The sequence below is a fragment of the Streptomyces sp. PH10-H1 genome, assembly GCF_030063355.1.
In the GTDB taxonomy this organism is placed as follows: Bacteria; Actinomycetota; Actinomycetes; order Streptomycetales; family Streptomycetaceae; genus Actinacidiphila.
Map to the genome: position 1 here is coordinate 79,299 of NZ_JASISZ010000021.1, position 18,634 is coordinate 97,932.

Genomic DNA, 18,634 nt, shown 5'->3' on the forward strand with positions numbered 1-18,634 from the left:
AAGGAATATCGCGACAGTGACCCACACCCCGGGGCATACCCCCCGCCCCACCATGAAGGACGTAGCGGCGCGGGCCGGAGTCGGTCTCAAGACGGTCTCGCGGGTGGTCAACGAGGAACCGGGCGTGACCCCGGACACCGTCCAGCGGGTGCGGGAGGCGATCGACGCCCTCGGCTTCCGGCGCAACGACAGCGCCCGGCTGCTGCGCACCGGGCGGACGGCCAGCATCGGGCTGGTGCTCGAGGACCTCGCCGATCCCTTCTACTCGCCGCTGAGCCGGGCCGTGGAGGAGGTCGCCCGCGCGCACTCCACCCTGCTGTTCACCGGTTCGAGCGCCGAGAACGCCGAGCGCGAGCAGGAGCTGGTCCTCGCCTTCTGCGCACGCCGGGTGGACGGTCTGGTCGTGGTGCCCGCCAGCGACGACCACCGCTATCTGGAACCGGAGATCGACGCCGGCGTCTCGACCGTCTTCGTGGACCGGCCGGCCGGCGGGATCGACGCCGATGTCGTCCTCACCGACAGCGCGGGCGGCACCCGTGCGGGCGTCGCCCACCTGATCGCGCACGGCCACCGCCGGATCGGCTTCATCGGCGACCAGCCGCGGATCCACACCGCGACCGAGCGGCTGCGCGGCTACCGGGAGGCGATGGCCGCCGCGGGGCTGCCGGTGCGCGCGGAGTGGATCTCGATGGGGTCCACCGCGCCCGAGCGGGTAGGCGCCGTGCTGACGGCGATGCTCTCGGGGCCTGAGCCGGTCACGGCGCTGTTCGCCGGCAACAACCGGGTCACCGTCACCGCGGTGCGGGTCCTGAACGGCGAGCTGCGCCCGGTCGCCCTGGTGGGGTTCGACGATTTCGAGCTCGCCGACCTGCTGCGCCCCGCGGTGACGGTGATCGCACAGGACGCGGCCGGGCTCGGGCGGGCGGCGGCGAAGCTGCTCTTCCGCCGGCTGGACGGCGGGTCGGACCGGCCGCGCCGGATCGAGTTGCCCGCCCGGCTGATCGTGCGCGGCTCGGGCGAGATCCCGCCGGCGCTGTAGCGCCCGGCCGGGGCGCGGTCACGGCGCGCCGGCCGGGCGCGGTCGAGGCGGGGGCGGGCCTGTCACGGCCCGCCCCCGGGGCTCAGCGGCCGGCCAGGGCGTCCAGTTCCGTACGGCCGAGCGCGGTGCGGGCGGTGACCTCTTCGAGGTCGACCGCACCGCAGTCCAGGCCGCGCAGCAGATAGCCGCTGAGCGCCTTGGCGGTGGCGGGCTCGTCCATCACATCGCCGCCGGCCTTGGCCACGTAGGCCGCGAGCCGGGCCGCGGCGGCGTCCAGGCCCTCGCGGTAGAAGGCGTAGACGGCGGCGTAGCGGGTGGGCAGGTGGCCGGGGTGCATGTCCCAGCCCTGGTAGTAGGCGCGGGCCAGCGAGCGGCGGACGAGGCCGTAGTGGAGCCGCCAGGCGTCGTGCACCTGGGCGGTCGGGCCGACGGGCAGCACGTTCGTGGAACCGTCGGAGAGCCGGACGCCGGTGCCCGCAGCGGCGACCTGCATGACGGCCTTGGCGTAGTCGGCGACCGGGTGGTCCATCGACTGGTAGGCGGCGCTGACCCCGCAGGAGGCGCTGTAGTCGAAGGTGCCGTAGTGCAGCCCGGTGGCGCGGCCCTCGGCGGCGTCGATGAGCCGGGGCACGGTGGCGGTGCCGTCGGGGCCCAGGATCGACTGGGTCGTCTCGATCTGGATCTCGAAGCCGATGCGGCCGGACTCCAGGCCGCGGGCCTTCTCGAACTCCTCGCACAGCCGGACCATCGCCGAGACCTGCGCGGGGAACGTCACCTTCGGCAGCGTCAGCACCAGGCCGTCCGGCAGGCCGCCGGTATCCATGAGGGTGCTGAGGAAGATGTCCAGGGTGCGAATGCCGCGGTCGCGGACCGCGGCCTCCATGCACTTCATGCGGATGCCGATGTACGGGGGCGTGCTGCCTCCCCGAACCTCCGGCCCGGAGGTGCCCCCAGCGACGGCGGCCGAGACGATCCGCGCGGCGGCCACGGCCGCGGCGTCCTCCTCGGCGTCCGGGCGCGGCCCGTAGCCGTCCTCGAAGTCGATCCGCAGGTCTTCGACGGGCTCGCGCTCCAGCTTGGCGCGCACCCGGTCGTGGACCGGCTGCGCGAGGTCGTCGCTCAGACCCAGCACCCGCGCGAGGGCCTCCGCGTCCGGGGCGTGCTCGTCGAGCGCGGCCAGCGCCTGCCGGCCCCAGCTGCTCACGGTGTCGGCGGCGAAGGCGTCGGCGGGGACGTAGACGGTGTGCACCGGCTGCCGGGTGCCCGGGTCCCCGGGGTAGCGGCGGGCCAGCTCCGCGTCGGTCGCGGCGAGCGAGGCACCGATGCTCTCTCGTACCGCGTCCGCCCACGTCGTGCCGACCGTCTCACCCTGCGTCATGTGCCAGCCTCCCGAACTTCAACAAACCGTTGAAGGGAAGCTATCCGCGCCGCCGGACCGGGTCAACACCCCAGCGGCTCGATGTCGCGGGAAAACGGGACATGGGACGGGTCTCCCGGTGCCCCCGAACGGGTCCCGGTCCTCGCCGGAACGCACGACGGCCCCCGCGCGCCTGAGGCGTGCGGGGGCCGTCGGAAGCCGGACCCGTCGGTCAGCCCTTGCGGGCGATGACCTCTTCGGTCAGCTGCGGGACGACCTGGAACAGGTCGCCGACCACGCCGTAGTCGACCAGGTCGAAGATCGGAGCCTCGGCGTCCTTGTTGACGGCGACGATCGTCTTCGAGGTCTGCATGCCGGCCCGGTGCTGGATCGCGCCGGAGATGCCATTGGCGATGTAGAGCTGCGGCGAGACCGACTTGCCGGTCTGGCCGACCTGGTTGGTGTGCGGGTACCAGCCCGCGTCCACCGCGGCGCGGGAGGCGCCGACGGCGGCACCGAGCGAGTCGGCGAGCGCCTCGATGATGTGGAAGTTCTCGGCGCCGTTGACGCCGCGTCCACCCGAGACCACGATCGCGGCCTCGGTCAGCTCCGGGCGGCCGGTGGACTCGCGCGGGGTGCGCGCGAGGACCTTGGTGCCGGTGGCCAGCTCACCGAAGGAGACGGCGAGCTGCTCGACCGTGCCGGCGGCCGGGGCGGCCTCCGGGGCGGCGGAGTTCGGCTTGACGGTGATGACCGGCACGCCGGTGGTGATCCGTGACTTGGTGGTGAACGACGCGGCGAACACCGCCTGCGTGGCGACCGGGCCGTCGTCGCCGGGCTCGACGTCGGTGGCGTCGGTGATGATGCCGGAGCCGAGGCGCAGCGCGAGGCGGGCCGCGATCTCCTTGCCCTCCGCGGAGGACGGCACCAGGACGGCCACCGGCTCCACGGCCTTGGCGGCGGCCTGCAGCGCGTCCACCTTCGGTACGACGAGGTAGTCGGCGAACTCGGCCGCGTCGGCGGCCAGCACCTTGACCGCGCCGTACTCGGCGAGCACGGGGGCGGCGGTGTCGACGCCGGCGCCGAGGAAGACGGCGACGGGCTCGCCGATCCGGCGGGCCAGGGTCAGCAGTTCGAGAGTCGGCTTGCGGACGGCACCGTCCACGTGGTCGACGAGGACGAGGACTTCACCCATGGATCTGGTCTCCTGCGAATTCTGAAGGGGCGGGGGCAGCGGGTTCGCGGCTCAGATGCGGTGGCTTTCCGGGGGCGACCCCCGTACCCCCGCTAGATGAACTTCTGGCTCGCGAGGAACTCGGCCAGCTGCTTGCCGCCCTCGCCCTCGTCCTTGACGATCGTGCCGGCGGTGCGCGCCGGGCGCTGCGTGGCCTCGTTCACCGCGGACCAGGCGCCTTCGAGGCCGACCGTGGCCTCGTCGATGTCCAGGTCCGACAGGTCCAGGGACTCCACCGGCTTCTTCTTGGCGGCCATGATGCCCTTGAACGACGGGTAGCGGGCCTCGCCCGACTGGTCGGTCACGGAGATCACGGCCGGGAGGGACGCCTCGAGCTGCTCGCTCGCCGCGTCGCCGTCACGGCGGCCGGTCACCTTGCCGTCCGCGACGGACACCTCGGACAGCTGGGTCACCTGCGGGACGCCGAGGCGCTCCGCGAGGATCGCCGGCAGGACGCCCATGGTGCCGTCGGTGGAGGCCATACCGCACACGACCAGGTCGAAACCGGCGTGCTCGATGGCCTTGGCGAGCACCAGCGAGGTACCGAACACGTCGGTGCCGTGCAGTGCGTCGTCCTCGACGTGGATGGCCTTGTGGGCGCCCATCGACAGCGCCTTGCGCAGCGCGTCCTTGGCGTCCTCGGGACCGACGGTCAGCACCGTGATCTCGGCATCGTCAGCGGCGTCGGCGATCTGCAGCGCCTGCTCGACCGCGTACTCGTCGAGCTCGGACAGCAGACCGTCAACGGCGTCGCGGTCAGTGGTCAGGTCCTCGGCGAAGTGACGGTCGCCCGTGGCGTCGGGCACGTACTTCACACAGACAACGATCCTCAAGCTCACGCCTGCTCTCCTACTGCTTAGTCTCGTCAACTGCCCTTGCAGGCAGCATAGGCGCCTCAACGGGGCGGCCCCCCACCGGCACGCGTCAGCGCTCCACCAGAAGGTTACTCGCCAGTACACCCAGCTCATCACCCGTATGCAAGGGTGATGAGCTGTGACGTTGCCGACGCCACGAGCGGGAGCGGCTCAGTGGCGCAGGCCCTTGAAGCCGCCCTGGTGGTAGAGCAGGGGGCTGCCGGGGCCCGCCGGATCGCCCGCGACGGCCTGCGCCACCACGATCCGGTGGTCGCCCGCGGGTATCCGCGCCAGCACGCGGCACACCAGCCAGGCGGAGACCTCGCCGAGCACCGGTACGCCGTGCGGCCCCTCGCGCCAGTCGGTGGCAGGGCCGAAACGGTCGGCGCCGCTGCGCGCGAAGGTCGCCGCCAGCGTTTCCTGGTGCTCGCCGAGCACATGCACGCCGACGAACGGCACCTCGGCGAGGGTCGGCCAGCTGGAGGATCCGGTGCTGATGCCGAACGAGAGCAGCGGGGGTTCGGCCGATACGGAGGTGAGCGAGGTGGCCGTGAAACCCACCGGCCGGTCGCCGGCCGCGGTGATCACCGCGACGCCCGCCGCGTGGCGGCGGAACACCGAGCGGAAGACAGCTGGATCGAATGGATCGAACACGGCCGGATCGAAGCCGGCGGCGGTTCCGGCGGGCGTGCCGAGGTCGGTCAGGGCAGTCATGGAGTTGTCCTTCTGGAGCGGTCGGGCCGGAGGCGAATGGTCGTCTGGGGCACTCAACAACTCGGACAGCGCGCACTCGGATGACGACCGAGGTCGACATCCGCGCGCGTGTGCAGAAGGGGGTCTCGCGACATAACGTCAGAGTGACGATGGCGGGTGCGCCTCGTCAAGAGCGGCCCAGGATTTGGGATCCCCGTCACAAGATCGACGGCCGCGCCGCCGGCCGTCATACCGCGGCGCCGAGTGCGGCGATCACATCCGCCTTGCGCGGCTGGCCGGCCGCCCTGCGGACCACCGAGCCGCTCGCATCGAGCACCAGGACGGTCGGCGTCTTGAGGATCGCCAGCCGGCGGACCAGGTCCAGATGGGCCTCCGCGTCGATCTCGACATGGGCCACCCCGTCGACCATGGCGGCGATTTCCTCGAGCGTCCGCCGGGTGGCCCGGCATGGGGCGCAGAACGCGCTGGAGAACTGCACCAGCGTGGCGCGCGCGCCGAGCGGCCCGCCGATCTCTGCAGCCGTCAGCCGCTCCTGGCCGTCCTTCGTCCGCACGCGTACTCTCCCGTTCCGGCGCTGGTGCACCAGGCCGAACGCGCCCGCCGCCGCGAGGACAGCGAGGCACACCATCAATCCGGTCATGTTTTTCCTCCCGCAGCGCTGCAGCGTTCACGCGACCGCAATGATTCCCGTGGAGCTGGGTGCGCCACGGTCCGGGATCATCTGGTCCATGAACGCCATGAATGCCGCGAACCCCGCGCAAATCCAGGGCCTGGACGTACGAGGACCCCGGTTCGGCGCCGTCCTCACCACCATCGTGCTGGCCGCCGTACTCGTCACCGGGAGTGGCTGGCCGCTCGCCGCGCAGGCCGCGGTCTTCGCGGTCGGCGCCGCCGCCGGGATGCGCCGCTCACCCTACGGCTGGCTGTTCGCCACCTTCGTCCGGCCCCGGCTCGGACCGCCGGCGGAGACCGAGGACCCGGCGCCACCGCGCTTCGCGCAGGCGGTGGGCCTGGCCTTCGCCCTCATCGGCCTGACAGGCTACTTCGCCGGACCGCTGTGGCTGGGCATGGCGGCGACCGGCTGCGCGCTGGCCGCGGCGTTTCTCAACGCGGCGTTCGGGTACTGCCTGGGATGCGAGATGTACCTCTTGTTCCGGCGCGCGACGGGATGACGTGACGAGAATCTCCCGGGATCGTGGGCACGCAAGGTGACACGGGGCACGTTGTCGGTGCACGATCCATCAGCGACCGGAACCTACGGGCGCGTAACTTCCGCCGGGAGAGCCACCCCCGGAGAGAGCAGGTACCCGGACATGGCTGAACTCGTCTACCCGCCGGTCATCGGCGTCGCCCGCACCATGTTCCGAGTGCAGGGGCTGAGCTTCGACATCGGTGGCACGGAGAACGTACCGCGCAAGGGCGGGGCGCTGCTGGTCTCCAACCACATCGGCTACCTGGACTTCGTCTTCGCCGGCCTGACGGCTCTCCCGTCCAAGCGGCTGGTCCGCTTCATGGCCAAGGAGTCGGTCTTCCGGCACAAGGTGTCGGGTCCGCTGATGCGGGCGATGAAGCACATCCCGGTGGACCGCTCGGAAGGCATGCACGCGTACGCCCACGCGCTGGACGCACTGCGGGCCGGCGAGATCATCGGGGTCTTTCCGGAGGCCACGATCTCCCAGTCGTTCACCTTGAAGTCGTTCAAGTCCGGCGCGGCACGGCTCGCCGAGGAAGCCGGCGTACCGCTGCTGCCGATGGCCCTGTGGGGCACCCAGCGGCTGTGGACCAAGGGCCACCCGCGCCATCTCGGCCGCCACAAGTTCCCCATCACGATGCGGGTGGGCGAGCCGATGCGGGCCAACGACGGCGAGAAGCCGGGCGCGCTCACCCGGCGGCTGCGGCTCCGCGTCCAGGAGCTGCTGGAGGACGCGCAGCGCGCGTACCCGGGCAAGCCCAGCGGACCTGACGACAAGTGGTGGCTGCCCACCCACCTCGGCGGCACGGCACCCACCCCCGAAGAGGCCGCGCAGCTGGACCGCGCGGACCGGGACGAGCGGGCGGCGAAGCGCTGACCCGCGGCGCCGCCCGGCCGTCCTCATGACCTGGTGTGCGGTAGGGAGCGGATCGGGTCGTCAGCCGGCGTCGCGGACCGTCACCTTCGCGGCGGGGCACAGCTGGCGCAGGCCCTCGGCGAGTTCGTTCCCGGCGGCGTGCAGCGCGTCGAGCGGCATCGGCGCGAGCCGTTCGAGCAGGAAGACGGCGTTGACGGAATCCCCGGTCAGCCGGGTGCGGACGCCCTGACGCCAGTTCCAGCGGCGGCAGGTGACCCCCGTGTCGTCCTGCCAGACGACCTCGCCGGGCTCGGGGTGCTCGATGACGGGCTCACCGCCGGCCGCGGTCTCGAACGTCTCGGCGCCGTTCGCCCGCACCAGCCGCATGCCGCCGTGGATGTGGTCGGTGTCCTCCCCGCCGACCGGGAGGAGATGGGCCACGCTGACGGCGTTGTAGAGGTCGACGAGGAGATTGATCCTCGGCAGGCCGCCGTCCGCGACGGCGCGTCTGGCCAGTGCCTCGGCGGAGTTGCGGGTACGGGACGGCTTGGCGCCGAAGGCGGTGTACGCCTCCCGCCAGGCGATGAGGTGCGGGTCCTCGTGCGGCGCGCGGCCGGCGAGCCGCCCGGTGAGCCGGCGTACGGCGTCGTCCAGCAGCGCGGAGCTGCGTTCGTCGCTCGGCCCGTTGGTGAGGCCGCGGGCCTCCACCACGAGCGGGACGAAACCGGGCGCGAGGTCGTGCACCTCCGGGGCGACAGTGATCTTCAGGGGCGGTGCGGCGTTCAGTGCGGGCATGGGAGACCTTGGGATCGGAGACCTTGGACCCGAACCGGGGACGGGACCGGAACCGGGGAGCGGACGGCGTTCACAGTGCGGTGGGCAGCAGCCGCCACAACTGCGAGCGGTCGGTGGCCCGCTGGAGCGATTCCAGCACGGATGGCGGCGGCGCCGCGTAGAGCGTCGGGTAGTCGGTCTCCCCGGCCCCTGGGCGGACCGGCCAGGCAAGCCGCTCCCCGTCGGTGGAGAATTGCGCGTCCACGCCCGGCTTGTTGCCGCGCGGGTCCTGGCGCGCCCAGCGCGACTCCCCCGGGAGCAGGACGGCGATCAGGCCGTGGATCACCGGATTCCCCCCGTCCTCGTCGGCCAGGCGCTGGTAGCACAGGCCGGCCGGGATGCCCTCGGCGCGCAGCAGCGCGGTGAGCGCGTGGGACTTGGCGTAGCAGATGCCGGTGCGCTGGGCGAGAACGTCCGAGGCCCGCCAGGTGACCCGCGGGTCATCGGCGTCGTGGGAGTGGGGGATGGTGTCGCGGACGAACTCGAAGGCCGTCCGGGCATAGTCATACGGTCCGGTGGTGGTGGCACGCAGCCGGTCCGCCGTCTCGCGCACCAGCGGATGCCCGTGGTCGATGGCGTCGCCGACGGCGAGATAGGCCGCTGGACCGGGTACGTCCTGGATGAGTTCCATGTACAGGAGCCTAGGCACGATCACGCCGTCGATCAATCTAAATACGATACGACGCATATTCATGCAGGCTGCGGGCTAGGCGATCGCACCGTTCGTGGCGCCAGGCCCGGCCTCACCCGCATGCCGGGCGAGCGCGGACGCCAGATCGGGATGGACCTCGAAGACCCGGGCCAGCCGGGTGAGCCGCAACAGCCGCGCGAAGGACGGATCGGCGCTGACGATCCGGACGCGCCCCCCGTTCTCCAGGGCGCGCATCCGGAACCGGCAGAGCAGCGACAGACCGCTGCAGTCGATGAACGTCACGGCTCGCAGGTCGATGATGAAGTCGGAGTGGCTCACCCGGGCGAGCGCATCGAGATAGGGGGACAGCCCCGCCGAAGCGAGGAGGTCCAGTTCTCCCGACAGCTCGACCACGGTGGTCCCGGCCACCGATCGCCGGCTGGCGCCGAAGGCGGGCTGATCGTCGTACATAGCAGGCCCCCCACTCCCGGTGATGAGGCGTGCGCCGATGCGCATGTGTACGTGTCATACCCGCCGGTGTGCAATGAAGTCAACGGTTGTGACAGCAGCGGAAGTTGGCTGGTTCCGGGCCTGGCGCCGGCCTACCGTCCGGCCATCTCCGCGGTGATGGCCGCCGCGAACGAGTCGACGTCGTCCTCCGTCGTGTCGAAGGAGCACATCCAGCGCACCTCGCCCGTGCCTTCGTTCCAGAAATAGAAGCGGTAGTGCTTCTGCAGCCGCTCGCTGACCTCGCGCGGCAGGATCGCGAAGACGGCGTTGGCCTGGACGGGACGGACGATCGTCACGCCGTCGACGCACTGGACGGCTGCTTCCAGCCGACGCGCCATCGCATTGGCGTGGCGCGCGCCCCGCAACCACAGATCACCGGCGAGCAGCGCCTCGAACTGCACCGACACGAAGCGCATCTTGGAGGCGAGCTGCATGGACAGCTTGCGCAGATACTTCATGGCGCGCACCCGCTCGGGGCTGAGCACGACGATGCACTCCCCCATCAGCAGGCCGTTCTTGGTGCCGCCGAAGGAGAGGATGTCGACCCCGGCGTCGGTGGTGAACGCGGCGAGCGGCACACCGAGGGTGGCGGCGGCATTGGAGATCCGCGCACCGTCCAGGTGGACGGCCATGCCGTGCTGATGGGCGTGGTCGCAGATCGCCCGGATCTCGTCGGGGGTGTAGCAGGTGCCCAGCTCGGTCGTCTGGGTGATCGAGACGACCTGGGGCTGGGCCCGGTGCTCGTCGTCGAAGCCGTACGCCTCGCGGTCGATCAGCTCGGGGGTGAGCTTGCCGTCGGGCGTCGGGACGGCCAGCAGCTTGAGGCCGCCGACGCGCTCCGGAGCGCCGCACTCGTCCACGTTGATGTGTGCGGACGCCGCGCAGATGACAGCGCCCCAGCGCTCGGTGACGGACTGCAGCGCCGTGACATTGGCGCCGGTGCCGTTGAAGACCGGGAAGACCTCAGCGCGCGGGCCGAAGTGGCCGCGGAAGATGTCCTGCAGATGGGCGGTGTAGTCGTCCTCGCCGTATGCGACCTGATGGCCGCCGTTGGCGAGGGCGAGAGCGGTCAGCACCTCGGGGTGCACGCCGGCGTAGTTGTCGCTGGCGAAGCCGCGTACGTCCGGGTCGTGGCGCCGGACGGCGTCGGTGGCGAGCTGCTCGGTCACGGTTGGGGCGTCAGCCACAGTCGGGTTCCGTTCACTTCCTCGGCGGGCCGGTTCCAGATGTCGGCGATGGCCTCGGCGAGGTCCGTCACATCGGTGAAACCGGCGAATTTCGCGTTCGGGCGCTGTGCCCGCATCTCATCGTGCACCAGCGCCTTGATGACGACGACGGTGGCCGCCGCGGTCAGCGGGTCCGCGCCCGCCAGCTTGCGGAAGGAGTCGCCCATGGCGAGCGTCCATGCCTCGGCCGCGGCCTTGGACGCGGCATAGGCGGCGTTGCCGGAGGTGGGGCTGCTCGCGCCGGCGGCGCTGATCAGCACATAGCGGCCGCGGGTGCTGCGCAACAGCGGGTCGTGGAAGGCCAGCGAGGTGTGCTGGACGGTGCGGACCAGCAGATTGTGCAGGAAGTCCCAGTCGGCCAGATCGGTCTCGATGAAGGACGCAGAACCGCGCCAGCCGCCGACCAGGTGCACCAGGCCGTCGACCGGACCGTGGTCCTTCTCGATCCGCTCGGCCCATTCGCGGGTCGCTGCGGGATCCAGCAGGTCCACGATGTCGCCGGTGATGTCCGCGCCGCCCGCGTCGTAACGGGCCTGGTCCACGGCCTGTGCGAGCCGTTCGGGGTTCGCGTCGGCGGCGATGACATGCGCGCCGGCCTTCGCGAGCCGCTGGAGGGTGGCGCGGCCGGCCGGTCCGCCGGCCCCCGCCACCGCTATGACCGCTCCTTGGAGCGACCCCTGGGTATCGGTCCCGTTCGTCATCTTCGCCTCCTCGGCCGAGGCGCTCACGCCGCCGTCCTGACGGCGCCGTGGCCGGTGATCCCCTTGGTGGAGGCGATCACATCGCGCAGCTTCTTCGCGAGTGCCTCATAGAACATGCTCAGCGGGAACTCGTCGACGAGAACTTCGTCCACGAGCTTGCGCGGCGGCAGCGAGAGGTCGAGGGCGTCCGGGCCCTTGGCCCATACCGATCCGGGGTGGGGCGAGAGATAGGTCGCGACCAGGTCGTAGGCGGCGAACCAGTGCACGAGCTTGGGCCGGTCGATGCCGTCGCGGTACAGCTTCTCGATCTCGGCACACAGCTGGTTGGTGACCTGGGGGGCCAGCTCCCAGTCGATGTGCAGCGTGTTGTCCGTCCAGCGTACGGCGTCGTGCTTGTGCAGGTAGGAGAAGAGCAGCTGGCCGCCCAGGCCGTCGTAGTTGCGGACCCGCTCGCCGGTGACGGGGAAGCGGAACAGCCGGTCGAAGAGGATCGCGTACTGCACGCCCAGGCCCATCGGGTGGCCCTCGGCCTGCAGCTTCACGGCCTCCTTGAACGTCGTCAGGTCGCAGCGCAGCTCTTCGAGGCCGTACATCCAGAACGGCGCCCGCTGCTTGATCATGAAGGGGTCGAACGGCAGGTCGCCGTGGCTGTGGGTGCGGTCGTGGATCATGTCCCACAGCACGAACGTCTGCTGGGAGAGCTCCTGGTCCGCGATGAGCCGGGCGGCGTCCCCGGGCAGTTCCACGCCGAGGGTGTCCACGGCGGCGGCGGTCACGGCCCGGAAGCGGGCGGCCTCGCGGTCACAGAAGATGCCGCCCCAGGTCCAGCGCTCGGGCGCCTTGCGGACGGCCACGGTCTCCGGGAACAGCACGGCGGAGTTCGTGTCGTAGCCGGGGGTGAAGTCCTGGAAGGTGATCGGCACGAACAGCGGGTTGTCGTAGCGGGTGCGCTCCAGTTCGGCGAGCCAGTCCGGCCAGACGACGCGCAGCGCGACGGCTTCCAGGTTCCGGTCCGGGTTGCCGTTCTGGGTGTACATGGGGAAGACGACCAGGTGCTGCAGGCCGTCGCGCCGGTCGGCGGCGGGCTGGAAGGCCAGCAGCGAGTCAAGGAAGTCCGGGACGCCGAAGCCGCCGTCGGCCCAGCGGCGCAGGTCCGCGACGAGCGCCTGGTGGTAGGCGGTGTCGTGCGGGACCAGCGGGGAGAGCCGCTCGATCGCCTCGACGACGCTCTCCAGGGTGCGTTCCACCTCGGCCAGGGGCGGTACGACCTCGGCGGAGAAGTCGATCGAGCCGTCCTTCTGCTGCCAGGGCCTGATGGCTTCCACGGCTTGCTTCAGTACGACCCACGCCGGATGTGAGGCGATGCTGTCGCCGGATATCCCGGTCCCGTCAGCCACTACAGCTGAAAGATTTTCACTCATGACCCCTCCTTCACAGAAGAAACTCGCTTGATCCGCTAAGGAAGCGTATCCATACGGGCTTCCTCCGCTCAAGGGGGGTCGGAGCAGATTATCCTGCTCGACCCCCGATGAGACCGGTCATTTTCCTGCCATGCGCCATTTTCACGATGACTTTTGTTAGTTGCGTCATGCCGGTGCAGAGCGTGCGAACAATTCAGCCGAATTGCTCCAAAACAGCCTCGCTTCAGTCTCGCTCAGCTTCCCGGCCCGCGCGATCGCTTCGCCGGCCGGCCGTGCGGCGGCATGGACGGCACCTTGGCGGACGGCCCGCCCTCGCACGAGTGACGGAGCCGTCCGGCGGGCGTCCGGCGGCGGTAGGAGAGAGGGTCGCGAGCACCCGCGCTGTCCTCGTCGCCGCCCTGATCACCGGATTCGTCCTCGGCACGGCCGGTGTCCGCTCCCCGCACTCCGTGCCGTCACACCACGTTCCACCCGCTGTCACCGCCCGTCGCTAAGGTGGCGTCCATGAGCTTCCTCACCGTCGGCCATCGGGGCGTCATGGGCGTGGAGCCCGAGAACACCCTGCGCTCCTTCGCTCGCGCCGAGCGCGAGGGACTGGACCAGATCGAGCTTGACCTGCATCTGAGCAAGGACGGCGCGCTCGTCGTCATGCACGACGCCGAGGTCGACCGCACCACGGACGGCAGCGGCCGCATCGGCGACCTCACCCTGGACGAACTGCGGGAACTGGACGCGGGCCTGGGCGAACGTGTGCCGGTCTTCGAAGAGGTACTGGACGCGGTGACCCGCCCGGTCCAGGCCGAGATCAAGGACGTGGCCGCCGCGCGGGTGCTCGCGCGGGTACTGCGCGAGCGGGCCGCGGTGGGCCGGGTGAGCGTGCTGTCCTTCCATGACGAGGCGCTCCGCGAGATCCACCAGCTGCTGCCGGAGTCACACAGAGTGCTGGTCGCCGACGACCCGGGCCGGCACCTGGTCTCCCGCGCACGGGCGGTGGGGGCCCGGATGGTGAGCCTGGAACTGCCGCGGATCAGCCTCGGCGTGGTGCGACAGTGCCGGGCCGCGGGCATCGACGTGATCGCGTGGACCGTCAACACCCCGCAGGAACTGGCCCTTGCGCGCGCGTTCGAACTGGACGGCATCGTGACGGACCTGCCCTCGATCGACGGGCGGACGATGCCCGAGCTCGCCGGGCGGGCCTGAGAAGAGGCCGGCAGGGCCGGCCGCGAAGCGGGGCGCAGGCCCGGTTGCTTCCTTCACCAGGCCTGGTCGGGACAACCGGCGGCAACACTCCGGCCACAAACGTCCGGCATTCGGACGTATACGCCCCGGGCCTGGACAGATTCCCCCGGCCGGTGCCAATGTCCGGCCATGCGTTCCGCGAATCTGCTGTCCCCGCGCCTCGCCGCCATCGCCGCGGCCGCCCTGCTCACCCTCGCCGCCGCCGGCTGCGCCCCCCAGGAGAACACCTCCACGGGCAGCACCGCGTCCCCGTCGGGGACGTCCGCCGCGAGCTGCGCCCCCGCCGGCCTGGCCACCCGCACGGCGGGCCGGCTGACCGTGGGCACGGACACCCCCGCGTACGACCCCTGGTTCTCCGACGACAAGCCCGCCAACGGCAAGGGCTTCGAATCGGCCGTCACCTACGCCGTCGCCAAGCAGCTCGGATACGCCCCCGCCGATGTCGTCTGGCAGACCGTGGCCTTCAACAACGCCTTCGCCCCCGGCGTGAAGAGCTTCGACTTCGACATCAACCAGGTCTCCATCAACGACGACCGCAAGAAGGCCGTCGACTTCTCGTCCGGCTACTACGACGTACGCCAGGCCGTCATCGCGCTCAAGACCTCGAAGATCGCGAACGCGAAGACCATCGCGGACCTGAAGAACGCCAAGCTCGGCGCCCAGGTCGGCACCACCAGCCTCGACGTGCTGAACGACGTCATCAAGCCCACCCAGCCGCCCGCCGTCTACCAGAAGAACGACCTCGCCAAGAGCGCCCTGAAGAACGGCCAGGTGGACGGCATCATCGTCGACCTGCCCACCGCGTTCTACATCACCGGCGCCGAGGTGCCCGAGGCCAAGGTCGTCGGCCAGTTCGAGACCGGCGGCGCCAAGCAGGAGCAGTTCGGCCTGGTCCTGGACAAGGGCAGCAAGCTCACGCCGTGCGTCAGCAAGGCTGTCGACGCCCTGCGCAAGGACGGCACGCTGGCCGGGCTGGAGAAGAAGTGGCTGTCCGAGGCCGTCGACGCGCCGGTGCTGAAGTGACCCTGGAGGACGCCCGGCCGGACACCTACCGGCCGTCCGCGCGGCGGATCGAACGGGAGCGCTTCCGGCGCACCCGCACCCGCCGCGCGGTGACCATCGCCACCGTTAGCTCGCTGGCCACCGCCGCACTGCTCATCGGGCTCATCGTCGGCTCCCCCGGCTGGCCGCGCACCCGCGAGACGTTCTTCAACGCGCACTACGCGCGCCAGTCGCTGCCGAAGATCCTCGACGGGCTCTGGCTGAACCTCCAGCTGATGGTGGTGTGCGGCGCGGTCGTTCTCGTCATCGGACTGCTGCTCGCCATCACCCGCACTCTGCGCGGTCCCGTGTTCTTCCCGCTGCGCGCGCTCGCCACCGCCTATGTCGACTTCTTCCGCGGCCTGCCGCTGATCATCTGCCTGCTCGGCGTGGTCTTCGGCGTCCCCGCGCTGCGACTGCAGGGCGTCACCTCCGATCCGGTGGTGCTGGGCGGGGTGGCGCTGGTCCTCACCTACTCCGCGTATGTCGCCGAGGTGTTCCGGGCCGGCATCGAGACCGTCCATCCCAGCCAGCGCGCCGCCGCCCGTTCCCTGGGGCTGAGCAGCGCGCAGACCATGCGGCACGTGGTGCTGCCGCAGGCCGTCCGGCGGGTGGTGCCCCCGCTGCTCAACGACCTGGTCTCGCTGCAGAAGGACACCGGCCTGGTGTCGATCGCCGGCGCGGTCGACGCGGTGTACGCGGCGCAGATCTTCGCGGGCAAGACCTTCAACTACACCTCGTACGTCGTGGCCGGCCTGATCTTCGTCGCGCTCACCATCCCGATGACGCGCTTCACCGACTGGATCACCGCCCGGATGAACCGCCGCCAGTCCCAGGGAGGAACCGTATGAGTGCCGGCACGGCCACGACACCGGTGCTGCGGCTGGACTCCGTACGCAAGACGTTCGGCTCCTCGGTCGTGCTCCGCGACGTCGACCTCGTCGTCCCCCCGCACACCGTCACCGCGCTCATCGGCGCCTCCGGCTCCGGAAAGTCCACGCTGCTGCGCTGCGCCAACCTGCTGGAGGAGATCGACGACGGGGCGATCCTGCTGGACGGTGAGGACATCACCGATCCGCGCGTCGACCCGGACGCGGTGCGCCGCCGCATCGGTGTCGTCTTCCAGGCGTACAACCTGTTCCCGCACATGACCGTGCTCGACAACATCACCCTGGCGCCCCGCCGGGTGCACAAGGTCGCGCGGGCCGAGGCGCAGGAGCGGGCCCGCGAACTGCTCGGCCGGCTCGGCCTCGGCGACAAGGCCGGGGAGTACCCCGACCGGCTCAGCGGCGGCCAGCAGCAGCGCGTCGCGATCGTCCGGGCACTGGCGGGACAGCCGCGGCTGCTGCTGCTCGACGAGATCACCGCGGCGCTCGACCCGGAGCTGGTCGGCGAGGTGCTGGGCGTCGTCCGCGATCTCAAGGAACAGGGCATGACGATGGTCATCGCCACCCATGAGATGGGCTTCGCCCGCGAGGTCGCCGATCAGGTGTGCTTCCTCGACGGCGGGGTGGTGCTGGAGCGCGGGACGCCCAAGGAGGTGTTCGGCGCGCCGGCACAGGAGCGCACCCAGCGGTTCCTGCGGCGCTTCGTGGAGGCCGGACGGCTCTAGCGCCGCTCGGCTCTCAGCGGTTCCGGTCGCCGCTGAGCTTCTTCAGCCGAGCTTCTTCACCAGCAGCTCGAACTCCAGGTCGTCGCGCTGCGGCAGCCCGAACCGCTCGTCCCCGTAGGGGAAGGGGTGCTTCTCGCCGGTACGGACGTAGCCGCGGCGCTCGTACCAGGCGATGAGGTCATCACGTGCCGTGATCACTGTCATGTGCATCTCGGACGCGTTCCACTCGCCGGCCGCGAAGCGCTCGGCCTCCGCGAGGACCGTCTTGCCGAGGCCGCCGCCCTGCGCCTGGGGGCGGACGGCGAACATCCCGAAGTACGCGTTGTCCCCGCGGCGTTCGAGCTGGCAGCACGCGATCAGCTCGCCCGCGCGCTCCACCGCGACGAGCCGGCTGTCCGCGCCCTCGATGACCGCGACGACTCCTTCGGGATCCGTACGCCGCCCCTCAAGGATGTCCGCCTCCGTCGTCCAGCCGGCCCGGCTCGCGTCGCCCCGGTACGCGGACTCGATGAGGGCGACGAGGGCGGGAACGTCGGCCGCCGTGGCGGTGCGGAAGATCGGCTGCGCGGTGCGCTCGCTGGTGTCCATGGGGCCGAGGCTACCCGGGGTGCCTTCCCGTGCGCCGTGGCCGGGGCTGGGTAGCTTCACCTCATGGTGAATGTGGTGAGCAGCCGGATCCTGTTGCAGCCGACCGACCTGGAGCGCTCCCGGGCCTTCTACCGGGATGATCTCGGGCTGGCGGTCTACCGGGAGTTCGGCACGGGACCGGAGCGCGGCACCGTGTTCTTCCTCGGCGGCGGCTATCTGGAGGTCTCCGGGCGCTCCGGGGCGCCGATGAGCTCGGCGCTCCGCATCTGGCTGCAGGTCCCGGACATCGCGGCGGCGCACACGGAGCTGGCGGGCCGCGGCGTCACGGTGCTCCGGCCGCCCGTGAAGGAGCCGTGGGGGCTGGTCGAGATGTGGATCGTGGATCCCGACGGGCTGGAGATCGTCGTGGTGGAGGTGCCGGCGGACCATCCGATCAGATACCGGCCCTGACCTCGGCACAGGCGGTCGCGAGCCGCCTGATGCCCTCGTCGATCTCCTCGGTGCCGCTGGTGTCGGCGAAGCTGACGCGGATGTACGGTGCCGGGGCCTCGGCCGCGAAATAGGCGCGTCCGGCCGCGACGGCGACCGAGGCGCGCAGGGCGGCGGTGCCCAGCGCCGTCTCGTCCGTGCCGTCGGGCAGCCGCAGCCACAACTGATAGCCGCCGGCGGGGATCCGGTCGGGAACGAGGTCCGGCAGCTCGCGCCGCAGGGCGGCCAGCATGGCGTCGCGCCGCTCCCGAAGACCCGTCGCGACGGCCCGCAGATGGCGCGGCCAGGCGGGCGCGCCGACGAGTTCCAGGGTCGCTTCCTGGAGGGGGCGCGGGACGAAGAAGCTGTCGACGACCTGGATGGCGCGCAGGCGTTCCACGACCGGGCCGCGGGCGATGAGCGCGCCGACCCGCAGGCTGGGCGAGGTGGGCTTGGTCAGCGAGGTGACGTGCACGACCGTGCCGTACGGATCATCGGCGACGAGCGGCGCGGGCAGCGGACCGCCGTGGCCCAGCCGCCGGGCGAAGTCGTCCTCGATGACGAACGCCCCGGCCGCGCGGGCGATCTCGGTCACCTGCGCGCGCCGCCCCGGGGCGAGGACGGCGCCGGTCGGGTTCTGGAAGAGCGGCTGGCAGAAGAACACCCGCGCCCCCGTGGCTCCGAAGGCGTCGGCGAGCAGTTCCGGGCGTACGCCGTCGGCGTCGGTCGGCACCGGTACCGGCCGCAGGCCGGCCGCGCGGGCCACGGCGAGCACCCCTGGGTAGGTCGGCGACTCGACGAGCAGCGCGGAACCGGGCGGGGCGAGTGCCCGCAGCGCGGTGGTGAGCGCGGCCTGCCCGCCCGCCGTGATCAGCACTTGGGCCGGCCCGACGCCCGCCTCGCGGGCGAACCAGGTCCGCAGCGCGGTCAGCCCCTCCACCGGGGGCCGGTCCCAGGCCCCCGGCCGGCGGGCCGCACGCGCCAGAGCCGCGCCTAGGGCGCGTATTTGGTTGTGATCAATTGGCAGTCCGGGTGAGGTCTTTGATCCAGATCATCGAGGCGCGGAGGTGGACGCCGGCGAGGTAGCTTTCCGGGGTCTTGTCGTACCGGGTTGCGA

20 protein-coding genes and 1 pseudogene are annotated in these 18,634 nt (G+C 71.3%); 8 read left to right on the forward strand and 13 right to left on the reverse strand.

The genetic code is table 11. The features are described from left to right. Nucleotides 1-52: 52 nt before the first annotated feature. Nucleotides 53-1,039, forward strand: a complete 987-nt coding sequence (locus QMK24_RS15585; protein WP_283466502.1) for a LacI family DNA-binding transcriptional regulator — start codon at nt 53-55, stop codon at nt 1,037-1,039. Nucleotides 1,040-1,121: 82 nt separating this feature from the next. Here the strand turns inward: QMK24_RS15585 and QMK24_RS15590 are convergent, their stop codons facing one another. The 5 genes from QMK24_RS15590 to QMK24_RS15610 all read right to left on the reverse strand — a co-directional run bounded on the left by QMK24_RS15590 (nt 1,122) and on the right by QMK24_RS15610 (nt 5,838). After that, complete coding sequence (locus tag QMK24_RS15590) at nt 1,122-2,417, reverse strand: DUF6986 family protein (RefSeq protein ID WP_283466504.1); 1,296 nt, start codon at nt 2,415-2,417, stop codon at nt 1,122-1,124. Between the two features lie 211 nt (nt 2,418-2,628). Next, complete coding sequence (locus QMK24_RS15595; protein WP_283466506.1) at nt 2,629-3,591, reverse strand: electron transfer flavoprotein subunit alpha/FixB family protein; 963 nt, start codon at nt 3,589-3,591, stop codon at nt 2,629-2,631. A 92-nt stretch (nt 3,592-3,683) separates the two neighbouring features. Then, on the reverse strand, nt 3,684-4,469 hold the full coding sequence (locus tag QMK24_RS15600) for an electron transfer flavoprotein subunit beta/FixA family protein (protein ID WP_283466508.1): 786 nt from the start codon (nt 4,467-4,469) through the stop codon (nt 3,684-3,686). A gap of 186 nt (nt 4,470-4,655) precedes the next feature. Next, nucleotides 4,656-5,198: a flavin reductase family protein gene (locus QMK24_RS15605; RefSeq protein WP_283466509.1), complete on the reverse strand. Its 543-nt coding sequence runs from the start codon at nt 5,196-5,198 to the stop codon at nt 4,656-4,658. 226 nt (nt 5,199-5,424) lie between these two features. Then, nucleotides 5,425-5,838, reverse strand: a complete 414-nt coding sequence (locus tag QMK24_RS15610; RefSeq protein ID WP_283466510.1) for a thioredoxin family protein — start codon at nt 5,836-5,838, stop codon at nt 5,425-5,427. Nucleotides 5,839-5,926: 88 nt separating this feature from the next. Here QMK24_RS15610 and QMK24_RS15615 point away from each other — a divergent pair, with 88 nt between their 5' ends. Both QMK24_RS15615 and QMK24_RS15620 read left to right on the forward strand, forming a co-directional pair. Further along, nucleotides 5,927-6,370: a DUF4395 domain-containing protein gene (locus QMK24_RS15615; protein ID WP_283466511.1), complete on the forward strand. Its 444-nt coding sequence runs from the start codon at nt 5,927-5,929 to the stop codon at nt 6,368-6,370. Nucleotides 6,371-6,511: 141 nt separating this feature from the next. Continuing rightward, a complete protein-coding gene (locus QMK24_RS15620; protein ID WP_283466512.1) occupies nt 6,512-7,267 on the forward strand; it encodes a lysophospholipid acyltransferase family protein in 756 nt (251 codons plus the stop codon). A gap of 60 nt (nt 7,268-7,327) precedes the next feature. Here the strand turns inward: QMK24_RS15620 and QMK24_RS15625 are convergent, their stop codons facing one another. The 6 genes from QMK24_RS15625 to QMK24_RS15650 form a co-directional block, all read right to left on the reverse strand. After that, nucleotides 7,328-8,041 carry a B3/B4 domain-containing protein gene (locus QMK24_RS15625; RefSeq protein WP_283466513.1) on the reverse strand — a complete coding sequence of 238 codons (714 nt, stop codon included), beginning with the start codon at nt 8,039-8,041 and terminating at the stop codon, nt 7,328-7,330. A gap of 70 nt (nt 8,042-8,111) precedes the next feature. Continuing rightward, entirely contained in the window at nt 8,112-8,711 is a 600-nt protein-coding gene (locus QMK24_RS15630; protein WP_283466515.1) for a transglutaminase-like domain-containing protein, read from the reverse strand. A gap of 75 nt (nt 8,712-8,786) precedes the next feature. Further along, nucleotides 8,787-9,182 (reverse strand): STAS domain-containing protein, encoded by a 396-nt coding sequence (locus QMK24_RS15635; protein ID WP_283466516.1) that lies wholly within the window; start codon nt 9,180-9,182, stop codon nt 8,787-8,789. Between the two features lie 131 nt (nt 9,183-9,313). After that, a complete protein-coding gene (locus QMK24_RS15640; protein ID WP_283466517.1) occupies nt 9,314-10,408 on the reverse strand; it encodes a threonine aldolase family protein in 1,095 nt (364 codons plus the stop codon). Beyond that, nucleotides 10,387-11,148: an SDR family NAD(P)-dependent oxidoreductase gene (locus QMK24_RS15645; RefSeq protein ID WP_283466520.1), complete on the reverse strand. Its 762-nt coding sequence runs from the start codon at nt 11,146-11,148 to the stop codon at nt 10,387-10,389. Before QMK24_RS15645 ends, QMK24_RS15640 begins: the two co-directional genes overlap by 22 nt. A 23-nt stretch (nt 11,149-11,171) precedes the next feature. After that, the gene (locus QMK24_RS15650; protein ID WP_283466522.1) at nt 11,172-12,569 is read right to left on the reverse strand and encodes a DUF6421 family protein; all 1,398 of its coding nucleotides are present in this window, start codon (nt 12,567-12,569) and stop codon (nt 11,172-11,174) included. Nucleotides 12,570-13,073: 504 nt separating this feature from the next. On the opposite strand from QMK24_RS15650, the gene QMK24_RS15655 reads away from it, so the two are divergent. The 4 genes from QMK24_RS15655 (at nt 13,074) to QMK24_RS15670 (ending at nt 16,461) form a co-directional block, all read left to right on the forward strand. Then, the gene (locus QMK24_RS15655; RefSeq protein WP_283466523.1) at nt 13,074-13,769 is read left to right on the forward strand and encodes a glycerophosphodiester phosphodiesterase; all 696 of its coding nucleotides are present in this window, start codon (nt 13,074-13,076) and stop codon (nt 13,767-13,769) included. A 168-nt stretch (nt 13,770-13,937) separates the two neighbouring features. After that, nucleotides 13,938-14,831, forward strand: a complete 894-nt coding sequence (locus tag QMK24_RS15660) for an ABC transporter substrate-binding protein (protein ID WP_283466524.1) — start codon at nt 13,938-13,940, stop codon at nt 14,829-14,831. Next, nucleotides 14,828-15,700 carry an amino acid ABC transporter permease gene (locus QMK24_RS15665; protein WP_283466526.1) on the forward strand — a complete coding sequence of 291 codons (873 nt, stop codon included), beginning with the start codon at nt 14,828-14,830 and terminating at the stop codon, nt 15,698-15,700. Before QMK24_RS15660 ends, QMK24_RS15665 begins: the two co-directional genes overlap by 4 nt. Continuing rightward, a complete protein-coding gene (locus QMK24_RS15670) occupies nt 15,697-16,461 on the forward strand; it encodes an amino acid ABC transporter ATP-binding protein (protein ID WP_283466528.1) in 765 nt (254 codons plus the stop codon). The genes QMK24_RS15665 and QMK24_RS15670 overlap by 4 nt, the downstream gene beginning before the upstream one ends. A 42-nt stretch (nt 16,462-16,503) precedes the next feature. Here the strand turns inward: QMK24_RS15670 and QMK24_RS15675 are convergent, their stop codons facing one another. Beyond that, a complete protein-coding gene (locus tag QMK24_RS15675) occupies nt 16,504-17,049 on the reverse strand; it encodes a GNAT family N-acetyltransferase (protein WP_283466530.1) in 546 nt (181 codons plus the stop codon). A 63-nt stretch (nt 17,050-17,112) separates the two neighbouring features. On the opposite strand from QMK24_RS15675, the gene QMK24_RS15680 reads away from it, so the two are divergent. Beyond that, the gene (locus QMK24_RS15680; RefSeq protein ID WP_283466532.1) at nt 17,113-17,499 is read left to right on the forward strand and encodes a VOC family protein; all 387 of its coding nucleotides are present in this window, start codon (nt 17,113-17,115) and stop codon (nt 17,497-17,499) included. Here QMK24_RS15680 and QMK24_RS15685 read toward each other — a convergent pair. After that, a pseudogene (locus tag QMK24_RS15685) lies at nt 17,483-18,520 on the reverse strand (aminotransferase-like domain-containing protein); the annotation flags it as partial. The gene QMK24_RS15680 and the pseudogene QMK24_RS15685 overlap by 17 nt on opposite strands. Between the last annotated feature and the right edge of the window lie 114 nt (nt 18,521-18,634).

Bases quoted from the DNA above. Each gene is read 5' to 3' on its own strand.
- QMK24_RS15585 (WP_283466502.1), top strand. From the start codon at position 53: ATGAAGGACGTAGCGGCGCGGGCCGGAGTCGGTCTCAAGACGGTCTCG.
- QMK24_RS15620 (WP_283466512.1), top strand. From the start codon at position 6,512: ATGGCTGAACTCGTCTACCCGCCGGTCATCGGCGTCGCCCGCACCATG.
- QMK24_RS15635 (WP_283466516.1), bottom strand. From the start codon at position 9,182: ATGTACGACGATCAGCCCGCCTTCGGCGCCAGCCGGCGATCGGTGGCC.
- QMK24_RS15650 (WP_283466522.1), bottom strand. From the start codon at position 12,569: ATGAGTGAAAATCTTTCAGCTGTAGTGGCTGACGGGACCGGGATATCC.
- QMK24_RS15595 (WP_283466506.1), bottom strand. From the start codon at position 3,591: ATGGGTGAAGTCCTCGTCCTCGTCGACCACGTGGACGGTGCCGTCCGC.
- QMK24_RS15615 (WP_283466511.1), top strand. From the start codon at position 5,927: ATGAACGCCATGAATGCCGCGAACCCCGCGCAAATCCAGGGCCTGGAC.
- QMK24_RS15680 (WP_283466532.1), top strand. From the start codon at position 17,113: ATGGTGAATGTGGTGAGCAGCCGGATCCTGTTGCAGCCGACCGACCTG.
- QMK24_RS15610 (WP_283466510.1), bottom strand. From the start codon at position 5,838: ATGACCGGATTGATGGTGTGCCTCGCTGTCCTCGCGGCGGCGGGCGCG.
- QMK24_RS15655 (WP_283466523.1), top strand. From the start codon at position 13,074: ATGAGCTTCCTCACCGTCGGCCATCGGGGCGTCATGGGCGTGGAGCCC.
- QMK24_RS15630 (WP_283466515.1), bottom strand. From the start codon at position 8,711: ATGGAACTCATCCAGGACGTACCCGGTCCAGCGGCCTATCTCGCCGTC.
- QMK24_RS15590 (WP_283466504.1), bottom strand. From the start codon at position 2,417: ATGACGCAGGGTGAGACGGTCGGCACGACGTGGGCGGACGCGGTACGA.
- QMK24_RS15645 (WP_283466520.1), bottom strand. From the start codon at position 11,148: ATGACGAACGGGACCGATACCCAGGGGTCGCTCCAAGGAGCGGTCATA.
- QMK24_RS15675 (WP_283466530.1), bottom strand. From the start codon at position 17,049: ATGGACACCAGCGAGCGCACCGCGCAGCCGATCTTCCGCACCGCCACG.
- QMK24_RS15605 (WP_283466509.1), bottom strand. From the start codon at position 5,198: ATGACTGCCCTGACCGACCTCGGCACGCCCGCCGGAACCGCCGCCGGC.
- QMK24_RS15670 (WP_283466528.1), top strand. From the start codon at position 15,697: ATGAGTGCCGGCACGGCCACGACACCGGTGCTGCGGCTGGACTCCGTA.
- QMK24_RS15625 (WP_283466513.1), bottom strand. From the start codon at position 8,041: ATGCCCGCACTGAACGCCGCACCGCCCCTGAAGATCACTGTCGCCCCG.
- QMK24_RS15660 (WP_283466524.1), top strand. From the start codon at position 13,938: ATGCGTTCCGCGAATCTGCTGTCCCCGCGCCTCGCCGCCATCGCCGCG.